The sequence below is a fragment of the Nonomuraea phyllanthi genome, assembly GCF_006334985.2.
GTDB lineage: Bacteria > Actinomycetota > Actinomycetes > Streptosporangiales > Streptosporangiaceae > Nonomuraea > Nonomuraea phyllanthi.
On the sequence record NZ_VDLX02000001.1, the window covers coordinates 969,155 to 983,879 of the forward strand.

At 70.6% G+C, this 14,725-nt stretch carries 14 protein-coding genes; 8 read left to right on the forward strand and 6 right to left on the reverse strand.

Annotated features, from left to right (window positions below; all coding sequences use genetic code 11):
• Nucleotides 1-45 precede the first annotated feature (45 nt).
• From FH608_RS04555 to FH608_RS04570, 4 genes are all read right to left on the reverse strand, one after another.
• Nucleotides 46-1,074 (reverse strand): polysaccharide deacetylase family protein, encoded by a 1,029-nt coding sequence (locus FH608_RS04555; protein ID WP_226898958.1) that lies wholly within the window; start codon nt 1,072-1,074, stop codon nt 46-48.
• 140 nt (nt 1,075-1,214) lie between these two features.
• Nucleotides 1,215-2,429, reverse strand: a complete 1,215-nt coding sequence (locus FH608_RS04560) for an NADP-dependent isocitrate dehydrogenase (RefSeq protein ID WP_139628550.1) — start codon at nt 2,427-2,429, stop codon at nt 1,215-1,217.
• A 53-nt stretch (nt 2,430-2,482) separates the two neighbouring features.
• Nucleotides 2,483-2,782: a DUF3017 domain-containing protein gene (locus FH608_RS04565; protein ID WP_139628552.1), complete on the reverse strand. Its 300-nt coding sequence runs from the start codon at nt 2,780-2,782 to the stop codon at nt 2,483-2,485.
• Nucleotides 2,783-2,939: 157 nt separating this feature from the next.
• Nucleotides 2,940-4,061, reverse strand: a complete 1,122-nt coding sequence (locus tag FH608_RS04570) for a citrate/2-methylcitrate synthase (protein ID WP_139628554.1) — start codon at nt 4,059-4,061, stop codon at nt 2,940-2,942.
• 240 nt (nt 4,062-4,301) lie between these two features.
• On the opposite strand from FH608_RS04570, the gene FH608_RS04575 reads away from it, so the two are divergent.
• A complete protein-coding gene (locus tag FH608_RS04575) occupies nt 4,302-4,949 on the forward strand; it encodes an FHA domain-containing protein (protein WP_139628556.1) in 648 nt (215 codons plus the stop codon).
• Nucleotides 4,950-5,109: 160 nt separating this feature from the next.
• On the opposite strand, the gene FH608_RS04580 is transcribed toward FH608_RS04575, so the two are convergent.
• Nucleotides 5,110-6,618: a glycoside hydrolase family 10 protein gene (locus FH608_RS04580; protein WP_226898960.1), complete on the reverse strand. Its 1,509-nt coding sequence runs from the start codon at nt 6,616-6,618 to the stop codon at nt 5,110-5,112.
• A 108-nt stretch (nt 6,619-6,726) separates the two neighbouring features.
• Here FH608_RS04580 and FH608_RS04585 point away from each other — a divergent pair, with 108 nt between their 5' ends.
• Both FH608_RS04585 and FH608_RS04590 read left to right on the forward strand, forming a co-directional pair.
• Entirely contained in the window at nt 6,727-8,163 is a 1,437-nt protein-coding gene (locus FH608_RS04585; protein ID WP_139628561.1) for a glycoside hydrolase family 3 protein, read from the forward strand.
• A complete protein-coding gene (locus tag FH608_RS04590; RefSeq protein WP_139628563.1) occupies nt 8,148-9,020 on the forward strand; it encodes a MurR/RpiR family transcriptional regulator in 873 nt (290 codons plus the stop codon). Before FH608_RS04585 ends, FH608_RS04590 begins: the two co-directional genes overlap by 16 nt.
• Before the next feature lie 11 nt (nt 9,021-9,031).
• Here the strand turns inward: FH608_RS04590 and FH608_RS04595 are convergent, their stop codons facing one another.
• Nucleotides 9,032-9,802: an IclR family transcriptional regulator domain-containing protein gene (locus tag FH608_RS04595; protein WP_139628564.1), complete on the reverse strand. Its 771-nt coding sequence runs from the start codon at nt 9,800-9,802 to the stop codon at nt 9,032-9,034.
• Nucleotides 9,803-9,902: 100 nt separating this feature from the next.
• Between FH608_RS04595 and FH608_RS04600 the strand changes: the two genes are divergently transcribed.
• The 5 genes from FH608_RS04600 to FH608_RS04620 are packed head-to-tail and all read left to right on the forward strand — an operon-like array spanning nt 9,903 to nt 14,715.
• Nucleotides 9,903-10,835, forward strand: a complete 933-nt coding sequence (locus FH608_RS04600; protein WP_226898962.1) for an ABC transporter substrate-binding protein — start codon at nt 9,903-9,905, stop codon at nt 10,833-10,835.
• The gene (locus FH608_RS04605) at nt 10,832-11,611 is read left to right on the forward strand and encodes an ABC transporter permease (protein WP_226898963.1); all 780 of its coding nucleotides are present in this window, start codon (nt 10,832-10,834) and stop codon (nt 11,609-11,611) included. Before FH608_RS04600 ends, FH608_RS04605 begins: the two co-directional genes overlap by 4 nt.
• The gene (locus FH608_RS04610) at nt 11,608-12,369 is read left to right on the forward strand and encodes an ABC transporter permease (RefSeq protein WP_139628566.1); all 762 of its coding nucleotides are present in this window, start codon (nt 11,608-11,610) and stop codon (nt 12,367-12,369) included. Before FH608_RS04605 ends, FH608_RS04610 begins: the two co-directional genes overlap by 4 nt.
• Nucleotides 12,362-13,132, forward strand: coding sequence for an ABC transporter ATP-binding protein (locus tag FH608_RS04615; protein ID WP_139628569.1), 771 nt, complete (start codon nt 12,362-12,364; stop codon nt 13,130-13,132). The genes FH608_RS04610 and FH608_RS04615 overlap by 8 nt, the downstream gene beginning before the upstream one ends.
• Complete coding sequence (locus FH608_RS04620; RefSeq protein ID WP_139628571.1) at nt 13,129-14,715, forward strand: thiamine pyrophosphate-dependent enzyme; 1,587 nt, start codon at nt 13,129-13,131, stop codon at nt 14,713-14,715. The genes FH608_RS04615 and FH608_RS04620 overlap by 4 nt, the downstream gene beginning before the upstream one ends.
• The last annotated feature ends 10 nt before the right edge of the window (nt 14,716-14,725 follow it).

Here is a 14,725-nt window from a genome sequence, read left to right on the forward strand (position 1 = left end):
TCCGGCACGGGGGGACGCACAGAGCGTGGTCCTCGGCAGCGTGCGTCAGTAGGGCAGGCTCCACTTGACGAAGGCCTTGCGCAGGTACGGCGTCTTGAACTTGGGATACGCCACCGTGGACGCGTCGCCGTCGGAGGTGTAGCGCATGTCCGGGTTGCTCTTGAGCCAGTCCAGCCAGGCCTCCGAGCAGAACTGCTTGCAGTCGCCCTTCTTCTCCATGACCTTGATCCGCGGGATCCCCAGGGGGTCGAACGCCTTGCTGAAGGGAGCCGGCGCGGGGGTGTACCCGGCCAGGAACGCGCCCTTGTGGTTGTAGAGCTTGCCGTGCAGCGCCCATTCCTTCTTGGACGGCTGGTTGCCGTACGGCAGGGCGATCGAGACCGGGCGGACCGAGGACAGGGCGAAGATCTCCTTGGCGATCGAGCCGATCTGCTCCTCGACCTCCTTGTGCGAGCGCCCGCGCAGGTTGACGTGGTCGCGGGTGTGGTTGCCGATGTCGAAGCCGTTGTCCCTGAGCCAGCCCAGCACCTGGGCCTGCTCCTCCCGGATGCTCTTGCCGAACATGTCGCGGGTCACGTAGAAGGTGGCCTTCGCGGGGAAGCCCGGGTGCTTGGCGGCCACGTCCTTGAGGATCGAGACGGCCGTGTTGGGTGCGGGGACGCCGACCTCGTTCAGGGTCAGCTGCGACGGGGACGAGTCATCAAATGTCAGGACCACAGGGTGTTTCCCGGCCGGGATGTCGATCTTGCCGGTCACCATCTCGGCGGCCGAGATCGGCACGTACCCCTCCCTGGCCAGCCGCTCCAGATCGGCGCGGAACTGCTGCGGCGTCCTGTCGTCCGTCGTGCCCGGCTTGTCGATGATCCGGTGGAACATGAGCACCGGGATCTGCCCCAGCTCGTTCGCCTTCACCGCGGCCGCCGCCTTGGCCTTGGCGGCCTTGCTCGCCGCCAGCTTGGCGGCGGCGTCGACCTTGGTGTCGGTGAGCTTGACGGTCGCGGGCTGCGAGTCGCACCCAGCCAGGATCGCCACGGCGGCCAGCAAGCCGAGTCCCCTGAAAATACCCAGTCGCATCCGAACCCCCCGAGACGCGTACGACTGTTACGAGGTGGCTCTTACCCAGGTGATCAACTACGCCACGCCGCCTCACCGTCAAGAGATGGTCTGGGAACGACGAAAGGGCCGCCCGCAGGCGGCCCTTCGAACGGGGATGGTCAGGCCATCTTCTTCTTGAGGTTCTCGTCGAGCGCACCCAGGAAGTCCTGGGTGGTGAGCCACTTGGCGTCGCCGCCGACCAGGAGCGCCAGGTCCTTGGTCATCTGACCGCCCTCGACGGTCTCGACGCAGACCTCCTCCAGCTTGTTCGCGAACTCGGTCACGGCGGGGGTGTTGTCGAGCTTGCCCCGGTGGGCCAGACCGCGCGTCCACGCGAAGATCGAGGCGATCGGGTTGGTGGAGGTCGGGTTGCCCTGCTGGTGCTGGCGGTAGTGGCGCGTCACGGTGCCGTGCGCGGCCTCCGCCTCGACGGTCCTGCCGTCGGGGGTCATCAGCACCGAGGTCATCAGGCCGAGCGAGCCGAAGCCCTGGGCCACCGTGTCGGACTGCACGTCGCCGTCGTAGTTCTTCGCGGCCCAGACGTAGCCGCCCTCCCACTTCAGCGCCGCGGCGACCATGTCGTCGATGAGGCGGTGCTCGTACGTGAGACCGGCCTTGTCGAAGTCGTCCTTGAACTCGGTCTCGAAGACCTCGGCGAAGATGTCCTTGAAGCGGCCGTCGTACGCCTTGAGGATCGTGTTCTTCGTCGACAGGTAGACCGGGTAGTTGCGGGCGAGGCCGTACCGCATGGAGGCGCGGGCGAAGTCGCGGATCGACTCGTCCAGGTTGTACATCGCCATCGCGACGCCGCCGCCGGGGAAGTCGTAGACGTCCAGCTCGATCGGCTCCGAGCCGTCCTTCGGCGTGAACGTCAGGGTCAGCGTGCCCTCACCGGGGATCTTCAGGTCCGTGGCGCGGTACTGGTCGCCGAACGCGTGACGGCCGACCACGATGGGCTTGGTCCAGCCGGGCACCAGGCGCGGCACGTTGGACATGATGATCGGCTCGCGGAAGATGACACCGCCGAGGATGTTGCGGATGGTCCCGTTGGGGGACTTCCACATCTTCTTGAGACCGAATTCCTCGACCCGCGCCTCGTCCGGGGTGATGGTGGCGCATTTCACACCGACGCCGTACTTCTTGATGGCGTTCGCGGCGTCGATGGTGACCTGGTCGTCCGTGGCGTCGCGGTGCTCGATGCCGAGGTCGTAGTACTTCAGGTCGACGTCGAGGTAGGGAAGGATCAACTGGTCCTTGATGAACTGCCAGATGATCCGGGTCATCTCGTCGCCGTCAAGCTCGACGACGGGGCCCTCCACCTTGATCTTGGGCATGCGAATGGTTCCCCTTCAATGAATTGATGCGTTGAGGCTATCGGACCGTCCGGTCAACGGGCGAAAAGGGACAGGATGAGCTCTTTGAGCTCCTGGTTGTAGAGCAGGAGCGACGTCAGGACCACCACGAAGCCGAACACGGACAACGTGACGACGTCGGCCCGCTTGCCCCGTACCGACAACTGCCCGGCGTACCCGGCGAACCGGAGGGCGGCGGCGACCATGATGACCGCGCCCAGCGTGAACCCGCCCCAGCGCGGGTCCACGAAAAGGATCAACAGCACGCCGACGACCGCACCCGCCAGAATCAGCGGGTACGGCCCCCAGCTCTCACGCTCAACCCGATCGCTCAACGCAGACGCTCATCGCTCGAGCCCATGGTCGCATTCGCTACGGGCCTCCGTTGGCATCGTGGCTCGCTCTCTCCGGCCCAGGCTCATCGCTCGCGCTGATGGTCGCATTCGCTACGGGCCTCCGTTGGCATCGTGGCTCGCTCTCTCCGGCCCAGGCTCATCGCTCGTCGATTGGCTTCCACTTCTGATCCGTCTCCCCGATGTACTCACTGTCGGGCCGGATCAGCCTATTGTCTGCGTGTTGCTCGATGACATGGGCCGTCCAGCCCGCCATGCGGCTGACGGAGAAGACGGGGGTGAAGAGGTCCGTCGGGATGCCGAGATAGTGGTAGACCGAAGCGGCGTAGAAGTCGACGTTCGGGTAGAGGCCCTTCGTCTCGAAGACGACCTCCTCCATCTCCTTGGACATCCGGTAGTAGGTGTCGTCGCCGGTGGCCTCGGCCAGCTCGGCCGACATCCGGCGCAGGTGGGTGGCGCGCGGGTCCTCGGTCTTGTAGACGCGGTGGCCGAAGCCCATGATCTTCTCGCCCGCCGCCAGCTTCTCGCGTACGGCCTGGGCCACCCCGCCCGGCGGGATCGACTGCAGGGTCTTCATGACCTGCTCGTTGGCGCCGCCGTGCAGCGGGCCCTTGAGCGTGCCGATGGCGGCGACGATCGCGGAGTGCATGTCGGAGAGCGTCGCGGCGCAGACCCGGGCGGCGAACGTGGAGGCGTTCATCGTGTGGTCGGCGTGCAGCACCAGGCACTCGTCGAAGATCTCGACCTCGCGGTCGCCGGGGATGCGGCCGGTGATCTCGTGCAGGAAGTTCGCGGCGATGCTCAGGGAGGGGTCGGGTTCGGGGACGTCGCCGCCGGTGCGGGCGGCGTGGTAGCGGGCCACCAGGAGGGGTTGCTGCGCGGTCAGCCGGGCCGCCTTGCGCAGGTTGGCGTCGGGGGTGATGGAGCCCTTGTCGGGATCGTCGGCGCCGGCCAGCGACACGAGCGAGCGCAGTGCCTCCATCGGCTGCTGCTTCTCGGCGATCTCCGCGATGTTCGCGGACACGAGGGCGCCGAGCTCCCGGCCTTGCGCCAGTTCCTCGCCGTAGGCGGCGAGCTCGGCCCGGTCGGGCAGCTTGCCTCGTTGGAGCAGGTGTGCGGTCTCCTCGAACGTCGCGCGGCCGGCCAGGTCGTGGATGTCGTATCCACGGTAGAAGAGCCGGCCGGCCTTTCCGTCAATGTCGCTCAGCGCTGTGGACGCCGCGACGACATCGGCCAGACCTTTCGTGGGCTTGTCCGCCATGAGTGTTTCCTCCGCTTATCTCCGACCGAAGTCTACCCGTGAGCAGGCAAAACCGTCCGCAAAGGTCCAGACCAATTTCACGTCGGATTCTCCTTTCGGCAAAGGCGATTCCGCATCCCCTCGTTTGGGTAAGCCGGAGCTGTAGTAATAGTTACGGCGGGCTACCTGGGGAGGAACTGCCGTGCCCAGGACGAGGCGTGCCGTCCATACGCTGCCTCAACCCAAGGGGAGGAACCGCCAGTGGAGGGGCCGTTCATACGCATCGAGGACACTGGCGAGGTTGTCCCGTTGCGCCCCGAGATCACGACGGTCGGGAGGGGGCGGGGGGTCGACATCCGGCTCACCGACCCCAGCGTGTCCCGGCTCCATGCCGAGTTCGTCAGACGAGGACCCTACCTGTACGTCGTCGACCTGGGGCTGTCCAGGAACGGCACGCGGGTGAACGGCAGGCCGATCGCCCGGAGGGTCCTGGACGACGGCGACGTCGTCTCGTTCGGCGCGGCGCGGGGCCGCATCGGTGGAGTCCCCCGTGAGGACTTCACCCCCGAGGTGGAGCTGCGCAGGGCGGCGGCCCCCGAGCTGACCAGGCGGGAGGTCGACGTGCTGACCTCGCTCTGCAGGCCGGCGCTGTCGGACGAGGCGTTCGTCGCCCCGGCGACCGCACGTGAGATCGCCGACGACCTGGTCGTGACCGAGGCCGCGGTCAAGCAGCATCTGCTGCGGCTCTACCAGAAGTTCAGGATCCCCGAGGGCACCAACCGTCGCACGCGCCTGGCCAACGAGGTCGTCGCGCTCGGTCTGGTGCGCCCGACCCCCGTGGTGCCCCCACAGCGGTCGTCGGGCTCCTCGGCCGAGCAGCCGTCGGCGGCTGGGCGAAGGGCTTCATAGGAGCGATTCTCAGGAATCGGGTCGCGACCGGGGCTTCGGCGAGGGGTTCCGGCAGCGTCGGAACCTGAGTGCCGCCCTGCCCGTGAGGATGGGCTGGTCGCCGGCCGGGCGAACCGGCCGGCGACACGCGCGGGCGTAGCGCGCTCTCAGATCGCCCTGATCAGAGCACCCTGAACGGATTGCTGGGCCGGCTGGTCCGGTTGGCCCGGTCCACCGCCACCACGTAGTAGTGGTCGCCGCGCTTCCCGTCGGGGTCGGTCCAGCGCACCTGCCGGTCGCCGGGCACGACCGCGACGAGGTTGCGCGCGTCGTCGAACGCGTCCGAGCGCGCGTGCCCGTCGAAGCGGAAGATCGCGAACTGGAACGGCTCGTCCCTGCCGGTGGCCACGGCCCGCACCTCGACCCCGCCGGAGCGGCGCAGCGCGTACGCCAGCACGGGCCGGTGCGGCGCCCGCCCCTTCGCCAGCCTGGGCAGCACCGGGGCGAGCGCGGGCCGCTGGTAGTGGTCGTTGACGGCGGTGGTGATGGAGCCGATCCTGTCGACCTTGACGTCGTTGGCGTTGTACCAGATGTCGCCGCTGATCTCGGGGTGGTCGCGGTTGAGCGTCAGGTGGCGCGACAGCTCGCCGGGCGCCTGCCACTCGGCCGCCTGCGCCGGGTCGCCCGCCTTGTAGGCGGCCTGGCCGATCCACAGCAGCGTGTTCGTGCCGCTCGCCACGTCGGACCACCAGGGCACGAGCTTGGAGTAGTCGGCCGGCGGCTGCCCGATGTACCAGTAGAGCTGCGGCGCGATGTAGTCGAGCCAGCCCTTCTTGACCCAGCCACGGGTGTCGGCGTGCAGGTTGTCGTACGACTGGCCGCCGTTGGTGTCGGAGCCGAGCGGGTCGGTGCCCTTGTTGCGCCAGATGCCCGACGGGCTGATGCCCCACGCGATCTCGGGCTTGGCCTCCAGGACCCGCTGCTGCATCTCCTGGACCATGAGGTCGACGTTGTTGCGCCGCCAGGCGGCCAGGTCGGGGAAGCCCGCGCCGTACTGCGCGAACGCGGCGCTGTCGTCGAAGGCCGTGCTGTTGGTCGGGTAGAAGTAGTCGTCGAAGTGCAGGCCGTCGATGTCGTAGCGGGTGACCGCGTCCATCATCGCGTCCTGGCAGAACTTACGGACCTCCGGCATGCCGGGGTTGTAGTACAGCTTCCCGCCGTACGGCAGGATCCAGTCGGGGTGCCGGCGCCCGGGGTGGTCGGGGTGCAGCTTGGCGGGGTCGGCCTGCATCGAGACGCGGTACGGGTTGAACCAGGCGTGGAAGGCGAGGCCGCGCTTGTGCGTCTCCTCGACGGCGAACCCGAGGGGGTCGTAGCCGGGGTCCTGTCCCTGGGTGCCGGTCAGGTACTGTGACCAGGGCTCGAACGGCGACGGCCAGAACGCGTCGGCGGTCGGCCTGATCTGCACGAACACCGAGTTCAGCTTGCGCTGCACGGCCACGTCCAGCCAGGCGACGAACTCGGCTTTCTGCTCCTCGGCGGTCAGTCCCGGCTTCGAGGGCCAGTTGATGTTGACCACGGAGGCGATCCACATGCCGCGCATCTGGCGCAGCGGCGGGACATAGCCCGCCTCCGCGAAGGCGGGCAGCGGTACGGCGGACGCGGCGGCGGCGAGGGCGAGACCCTTCAAAAGAGTTCTTCTGCTGGGCATTGGGGGGTGCCTCTCGAAAGTGGTTGTATCGAAGGCGACGATGACAGAAAATTACCTTCAGTTCAACAACCGTGAAGGAAAATGCCGATGAGCGGAGACCTGGCCAGGCAGGCGATGACCGTGCTGCACCCAGGGTACGAGGGGGCCTCCACCCCCGACTGGATGCGGCGCGCCCTCGGCGAAGGTCTCGGCGGTGTCGTGTTGTTCGCCCGGAACGTCATCGACGCGCAGCTCGTACGGAATCTACGGGCCGAGAACCCCGACGCCGTGATCTCCATCGACGAGGAGGGCGGCACGGTCACCCGGCTCGAGGTCCTGGCCGGCAGCTCCTTCCCCGGAAACAGGGCGCTGGGCGTCGTGGACGACACCTCCCTCACCGAGCGGGTGGCCCGCCAGATCGGCAGGATGCTCGGGGAGCTGGACATCACCCTCAACTACGCCCCCGACGCCGACGTGAACTCCAACCCGGCCAACCCGGTCATCGGCGTGCGCTCGTTCGGCCCGACGGCCGACCTGGTCTCCCGGCACACCGTGGCGTACGTGAACGGGGTGCAGGGCGCGGGCGTGGCCGCCTGCGCCAAGCACTTCCCCGGCCACGGTGACACGGTCACCGACTCCCACCTGGACCTGCCGACCGTGCACGCCTCCCGTGAGGAGTTCCTGGCGCGCGACCTCCCGCCGTTCAGGGCCGCGATCGGAGCCGGGGTCCGCGCCATCATGTCGGGCCACCTGCTCATCCCCGCGCTCGACCCGTCCCTGCCCGCGACGCTGAGCCGTACCGTGATGACCGAGCTCCTGAGGGACGAGCTCGGCTTCGACGGGATGCTCGTCACCGACGCGATCGAGATGCGGGCGGTGGCCGCCATGTTCAGCCCCGGCGAGATCGCGGTGCGGGCGCTCAACGCGGGCGTGGACGCCATCTGCGTCGGCATCTGCACCGAGGAGATCGTGTACGAGGTCCGCGACGCGATCGTCGCCGCCGTACGCGCCGGGGACCTGCCCGAGGAGCGGCTCGCCGAGGCTGCCGGGCGGGTGCGCGCCCTGTCGGAGTGGTACGCCGGGCAGGCGGCGCTGCGCGACAAGGCCCGCGGCGACGTGGACCGGCGCGTGGGCCTGGAGGCGGCCAGGGCGGCGCTCACCACCTCCGGCACCGCCACCCTCGACCGCGGCCCCCTGATCATCGAGGTCAACACCCGCCACAACAAGGCCGTGGACCCCTCCACGCCGACCGGCATCACCGCGGCGCTCACCGCCGAGCTGCCGAACACCGCCCGGCTGCAGCTGGAGCCCGCCGCCGAGCTGCCCGACCTCAGGGACGACGAGCGGCCGGTGGTGCTGGTGGTGCACGACGCCGCCCGGCACGCGTGGGTACGCGAGACCGTCGCGCGGGCGGTGGCGATGCGGCCCGACGTGATCGTGGTGGACACCGGCATCCCCGCGCCGCCCGGCGAGGCCGTCCATGTCGCCACGCACGGGATCTCCCGCGTGTCCGCGCAGGCGGCCGCCGAATGGCTGACCCGGTGACCGCCGACTCGGCCAACCCGGTCGCCGCCGTACGCGCCGTGCTGCCCTCGCTCACGCCGGCGGCGCAGGGCATCGCGCGCATCATCCTCGACGATCCCGGGCTGGTGGTGCGCAGCACGATCACCGAGTTCAGCGCGGTGTCCGGGACGAGCGAGGCCACGATCGTGCGCACGGCGCGGGCGCTCGGCTTCTCCGGCTACTCGCAGATGCGCTTCGCGCTGGCGGCCGCCGTCGCCAAGGAGCCGGAGCGGCTGGTGCCCGGCGACCTCGGGCCCGACGACCCGCTGACGGACGTGATCGCCAAGGTGGCCAGGGCCGAGTCCGAGGCGCTGGCCGACACGGCGGCCCAGCTCGACCCCGACCAGCTGGGCGAGGTCGTGCAGGCCATCTCGGTGGCCCGGCGGGTGGACGTGTACGGGGTCGCCGCCTCGGGCCTGGTGGCGGCCGACATGTCGCAGAAGCTGCTGCGGATCGGGGTGTCGAGCCATCCGTTCAGCGACGCGCACCTGGCCCTGACCAGCGCCGCGCTGCTCCGCGACGGCGACGTGGCGGTGGCGATCAGCTGCAGCGGGGAGACGCCCGACGTGCTGGTGCCCGCCCGTACGGCCGCGGAGGAGGGGGCGATGGTGGTGGCGATCACCAACAATCCCCGCTCCTCGCTGGCGGGGCTGGCCGACCACACGCTGGTGTCGGCGGGCCGCGAGACGGCCTTCCGTCCCGGCGCGCTGGCCAGCCGGATCAGCCAGCTGCTCATCGTCGACTGCATCTTCGTGGGGCTGGCGCAGCGGACGTACGACCGGGCGGACGCCGCCATCCGCGCCACCCGCGACGCCACCGACCGCTACCGCAACCGCTGACCCGCCCGGGCTCAGGCGCGGGCGACGGACAGGGCGGCGAGGTCGGCCTCGATGGCGGCGGCCGTCGCCAGCAGCGGCGGCAGCAGGTCGCGCCGCGCCGCCTGCAGGCTCGTACGGCTGGCGTGCGTCGAGACGTTCACCGCCGCCACCGTGCGCCCCGACCGGTCCCTGATCGGCGCCGCGATCGACCGCAGCCCCTCCTCCAGCTCCTGGTCCACGATCGCCCACCCGCGCTCGCGCACCCGCTCCAGCTCGCCCCGCAGCGCCGCGGGCAGCACGATCGTGTGGGAGGTGAGGCGGCGCAGCCGCGCCCGTTCCAGGTACGCGTCCAGCTCCGCCGGAGGCAGGCCGGCGAGCAGCACCCGCCCCATCGACGTGCAGTGGGCGGGGAACCGGGTCCCGATGCTGATGGTCACGCGCATGATCCGGGCCGTCGCCACGCGGGCCACGTAGACGACGTCCTCGCCGTCCAGCACCGCCACCGACGCCGACTCGTGCACCTCGGCGGCCAGGCGTTCCAGGTGCGGGTCGGCGACCTCGGGCAGTGACAGGCTCGACAGGTACGCGTACCCCAGCTCCAGCACGCGGGGAGTGAGCGAGAACAGCCGCCCGTCGCTGCGCACGTACCCCAGGTCCTCCAGCGTGAGCAGGAAGCGGCGGGCCGCGGCCCTGCTCAGGCCGGTCGCGCGGGCGACCTGGCTGAGCGTCAGCTCGGGTTCTGTGGCGCTGAAGGACCGGATCACCGCGAGCCCCCGGGCCAGCGACTGCACATGATCAACCATCGTGATCCTCTTGACAGGGGCGGACAAAGGCGTAGGTTCCGCATACCGAGTTGTTCGGGACGAGAATACATGTGCGCATTGCGAACAAATAGGAGCAATCGTGCGTCGAGCTCTCATCGTCCTCGCCGCCTTACTCGTGACCGCCTGCGGCGCCCAGCCCGACGCGTCCCCCGGCGGGGCCAGGGATCAGGTCAACGCCGGGGTGATCGCCATCGTCGACACCGCTCCGATCCATCTCGGCAAGGCCAAGGGCTTCTTCACCGAGCAGAACATCGACCTCACGATCACCTCCGTCCAGGGCGGCGCCGCCGCCATCACGGGAGCGGTGAGCGGGCAGTTCCAGTTCGCCTTCGCGAACACCACCTCGCTGCTGACCGCCAAGCAGCAGGGCCTCGACGTCAAGGTCGTCGCCAACGGCGTCTCCTCGACCGGGCAGCAGGGCGAGGACTTCAGCGCCGTGCTGGTCAAGCCCGACAGCCCGATCAGGACGGCCAAGGACCTGGCGGGCAAGAAGATCTCCGTCAACCAGCTCAAGAACATCGGCGACACGACCGTGCGCGCCTCCGTGCGCAAGGCCGGCGGCGATCCCGGCGGCATCGAGTTCGTCGAGCTGCCCTTCCCCGACGCGCCCGCCGCGCTGCAGAGCGGCCGGGTGGACGCCATCTGGGTGGTCGAGCCGTTCGTCAGCCAGGCCCTCAGCCAGGGCGCGCGCCCGGTCGCCTGGAACTTCGCCGACGCCGCGCCCAACCTGACCGTCGCCATGTACTTCACCACCGGCAAGACCGACCCGGACCTGACCAAGCGGTTCACGGCGGCGATGCGCAAGTCGCTGGAGTACGCCGACGCGCATCCCGACGAGGTCAGGGAGGTGCTGAAGACGTACACCAAGATCTCGCCCGAGGTGATCGCGAAGATCTACCTGCCGAAGTGGCCGGTCGAGGTGGACAGGGCGTCCGTGCAGACCATCGCCGACCTGGCGCTGGCCGACGGGGTGCTGAAGGAGAAGGTCGACGTCTCGGCGCTGGTGCCGTGACCGGTGCGCTGAAGAGGGGCTGGTACGGCCTCGCCGGGCTGGGCGGGCTGCTGGCGCTGACGGAGGCCGTCCCGCGGCTGGGCCTGGTCGACGAGCGGTTCCTGCCGCCCGCCACGCGCATCCTCGGCACGCTCGCCGCCCAGCTGGCCACGCCGGAGCTGTGGATCGCGCTGGGCGAGACCCTGCGCGGCTGGGCCCTCGGGCTGGCGCTGGCGTTCTGCGCGGCGGTGGTGACCGGGGTGGTCATCGGCGTCGTGCCGGGGCTGCGCGCGCTGACGAGCTCCACCGTCGAGTTCCTGCGCCCCATCCCGTCGGTCGCGCTGGTGCCGCTGGCGACGTTGCTGTTCGGCCCGTCGCTCGGCTCGACGCTCCTGCTCGTCGTGTACGCGTCGTTCTGGCAGGTGCTCATCCAGGTCCTGTACGGCGTCGCGGCCGTGGACTCCGTGGCCGCCGACACCGCCAGGGCGTACGGGCTGTCGGTCTGGTCCAGGGTCAGGCACCTGGTGTGGCCGACGGCTCTGCCGTACGTGATGACCGGGCTCAGGCTGGCGGCTGCGGTGGCGTTCATCCTGGCGGTGACGGCCGAGCTGGTGATCGGCAGCCCGGGGCTGGGCGCCGAGATCCAGGTGGCGCAGAGCAGCGGCGCGATCCCGGCCGTGTACGCGCTGATCGTGCTGTCCGGGCTCGTCGGCATCGGGGTGAACGCGGCCGTACGGCTGCTCGAACGGCGGGTGCTGGCCTGGCACCCGAGCGTCAGGTCGGAGGTGGCCGCATGAGACGCCCGGCGCGGCTGCTCACCCTGCTCGCCCTGCCCGCCCTGCTGGTGCTGGCCTGGTGGGCGGTGAGCGGCGGCTCGTTCTACCTGCCGAGCCCCGATCGGGTGGGGCGCGCGTTCGTCGAGACCTGGTTCTCCGAGCGCCTGGTCGTGGACGTGCTGCCGAGCGTCGGGCGGCTGCTGGCGGGCTACGCGATGGCGGCGCTGCTCGGGGTGGGCCTCGGCGTGCCGATCGGGCTGTCGCCGCGGCTGCGGGCCACGCTGGAGCCGGTGCTGGAGTTCTTCAGGGCCGTCCCGCCGCCCGTGCTGGTGCCGTTGATCATGCTGCTGGCCGGGATCGACACGTTCATGAAGGTCCTGGTGATCGTGTCGGGCTGCGTGTGGCCGATCCTGCTGAACACCGTGGAGGGCGTACGCGCGCTGGACGAGGTCCTCTCCGACACCTGCCGCATGTACGGCGTGCGCGGCCCGTCCAGGCTGCGGCGGTTCGTGCTGCGCGGCGCCAGCCCGCAGATCATGACCGGGCTCCGGCAGGCACTGTCCATCGGGATCATCCTCATGGTCATCAGCGAGATGTTCGCCAGCTCCAGCGGGCTGGGGTTCACGATCGTGCTGTTCCAGCGGCAGTTCCAGATCACCGAGATGTGGAGCGGCATCCTGCTGCTGGGGCTGATCGGCCTGGGGCTGTCCGTGCTGTTCCGCCGCCTGGAGCGGCGGGTCCTGTCCTGGTACTACGGCAGTGGAGCGGCCCGTGCTTGAGATCTCCGCGTTGCGCAAGGTCTACGAGGGTCCTGGCCGCCGGGTGGAGGCCATCCGCTCGATCACCTTCGACGTGGGCGCCGGCGAGCTGGTGTGCGTGGTGGGGCCGTCGGGCTGCGGCAAGACCACGCTGCTGAGGTGCGTCGCCGGGCTGCTGCCGGCGAGCGCGGGCGAGGTGCGGGTGGACGGCGTGCCGGTGACGGGGCCGCCGCCGCGGATGGCCGTGGTCTTCCAGGAGTACGGCCGCAGCCTGTTCCCCTGGATGACCGTGCGCCAGAACGTCGAGCTGCCGCTGAAGGAGAAGAAGGTGCCCGCCGGGCGGCGGCGCGAGCTGGTCACCGGCTCGCTGGAGGCGGTCGGCCTCGGCGACGTGTCCGACGCGCATCCCTGGCAGCTGTCCGGCGGCATGCAGCAGCGGGTGGCCATCGCCAGGGCGGTCGCGTACGAGCCGCAGGTGCTGCTGATGGACGAGCCGTTCGCGGCCGTGGACGCCCAGACCCGCGCGGACCTGGAGGACCTGATCCTGCGGTTGTGGCGCGACCTGGGGGTGACCACGCTGTTCGTCACGCACGACATCGATGAGGCGGTCTATCTGGGGCAGCGGGTGGTCGTGCTGTCCGCGTCGCCCACCGTGGTCATGGAGGACCTGAAGGTCGACCTGCCGCCGGAGCGCGACCAGCTGACCACCCGGTCCCTGCCCCGGTTCGGGGAGCTGCGCGGGCACGTCTACCGGCAGATCCAGCGCGCGAGGGACCAGCGATGACGACCGTGAGGGACGCGACGTTCGACGTGCTCAGGCGGCACGGGTTGACCACGATCTTCGGCAATCCCGGCTCCACCGAGGTGAGCCTGCTGACCGGGCTGCCGGACGACCTGCGGTTCGTGCTCGCCCTGCACGAGGGCTCCGTGATCGGCATGGCGACGGGATGGGCGATCGGGAACGAGGCGCCCGCGCTGGCCGTCCTGCACACCACGGCCGGGCTGGGCAACGCGGTGGGCGCCATCGCGACCGCCCGGGCGAACCGGGTGCCGCTCGTCGTCCTTGTCGGGCAGCAGGACCGGCGGCACCTGGCGCTGGAGCCGTTCCTGGCCGGGCGGCTGGGCGGGCTGGCCGGTGACTACCCGGTCTGGACGGACCAGCCGGTGCGGGCACAGGACGTGCCGGGGGCTGTTGCGCGGGCCTGCCACGAGGCGACGACGTTCCGCGGGCCCGCGCTCGTGATCGTGCCGATGGACGACTGGGACGCGCCGTTCTCCGGGGAGACCGCGGCGGCGCCCGCTCGGGTGGTGCGGCCCGCGGACGTATCAGACGAGGAGCTGGCGCCGCTGGTGGAGCTGCTGTCGGCGGCCAGGTTGCCGGCGATCGTGGCGGGCGCGCGGGCGGGGTGGGAGTCGCTGGTGGCGCTGGCCGAGCGGCTGGGATGCCCGGTGTTCCAGGAGTCGTTCGGCGGGCGGGCCGGGTTCCCGCAGGATCATCCCCGCTACGCCGGGGTGCTCCCGGCCGACCGGGGGCGGCTGCGGGAGGCGCTGGCCGAATATGACGTGGTGCTGGCGGTGGGGGCGCCGGTGTTCCGGCAGTACCCGTACGCGCCCGGCCCGCTGGTGGAGCCGGGGACGTCGGTTGCGGTGGTCACCGACGACCCGGCGGAGGCGCACCGCAGCCCGGCCGCCCTCGCCTACCTGGCGTCGCCCTCGGCCGTCTGCGCCCGCCTGGCCGCCCTGCTGCCGGCCAGGACCGCTGTGGCGCGACGGCCGGACGTACCGGACATTCCTCCCGTACCTCCTGGAGGGCGGCCGTTGCGGGCGGCGCACGTGCTGCGCGAGCTGGCGGCGCGGCTGCCGGCCGACACCGTGCTGGTCGAGGAGACCCCGTCCTCCCGCCCCGACCTGCACCGGCTCGTGCCCGCGAGGACCCCGCTCGGCTTCCTCTCGGCGGCCATGGGCGGGCTTGGGTTCGCCGTGCCGGCCGCGGTCGGGCTGCGGATGGCGCTGCCCGGCCGTCCCGTGCTCGCCGTGGTGGGCGACGGCTCCGCCCTCTACGGCGTGCACGCCCTCTGGAGCGCCGCCCACTACCGGGTGGGCGCCCTCTTCGTGGTGCTCGCCAACGGCCGGTACGCGATCATGGACCACCTCGCCGACCAGCGCGGCGGCAAGGCGCCGTGGCCACCCTTCACCGAGGTGGACATGGGGGCGCTGGCCAGGTCGCTGGGGTGCCCGGCCAGGCGGGTGGACGCGTACGACGAGCTGACGGCGGCGCTGGACGAGGTGCTGCCGTCGCTCGCCGCCCGCGAGGAACCCCTGCTGCTCGACGTGTCCGTGACCGTGGACCCCGACTTCCAGCCCTAGGAGGCGCACG

Excerpts from the sequence above, each read along its gene's own strand:
- FH608_RS04555 (WP_226898958.1), bottom strand. The coding sequence starts at position 1,074 with ATGCGACTGGGTATTTTCAGGGGACTCGGCTTGCTGGCCGCCGTGGCG.
- FH608_RS04620 (WP_139628571.1), top strand. The coding sequence starts at position 13,129 with ATGACGACCGTGAGGGACGCGACGTTCGACGTGCTCAGGCGGCACGGG.
- FH608_RS04570 (WP_139628554.1), bottom strand. The coding sequence starts at position 4,061 with ATGGCGGACAAGCCCACGAAAGGTCTGGCCGATGTCGTCGCGGCGTCC.
- FH608_RS04590 (WP_139628563.1), top strand. The coding sequence starts at position 8,148 with ATGGCTGACCCGGTGACCGCCGACTCGGCCAACCCGGTCGCCGCCGTA.
- FH608_RS04560 (WP_139628550.1), bottom strand. The coding sequence starts at position 2,429 with ATGCCCAAGATCAAGGTGGAGGGCCCCGTCGTCGAGCTTGACGGCGAC.
- FH608_RS04585 (WP_139628561.1), top strand. The coding sequence starts at position 6,727 with ATGAGCGGAGACCTGGCCAGGCAGGCGATGACCGTGCTGCACCCAGGG.
- FH608_RS04595 (WP_139628564.1), bottom strand. The coding sequence starts at position 9,802 with ATGGTTGATCATGTGCAGTCGCTGGCCCGGGGGCTCGCGGTGATCCGG.
- FH608_RS04610 (WP_139628566.1), top strand. The coding sequence starts at position 11,608 with ATGAGACGCCCGGCGCGGCTGCTCACCCTGCTCGCCCTGCCCGCCCTG.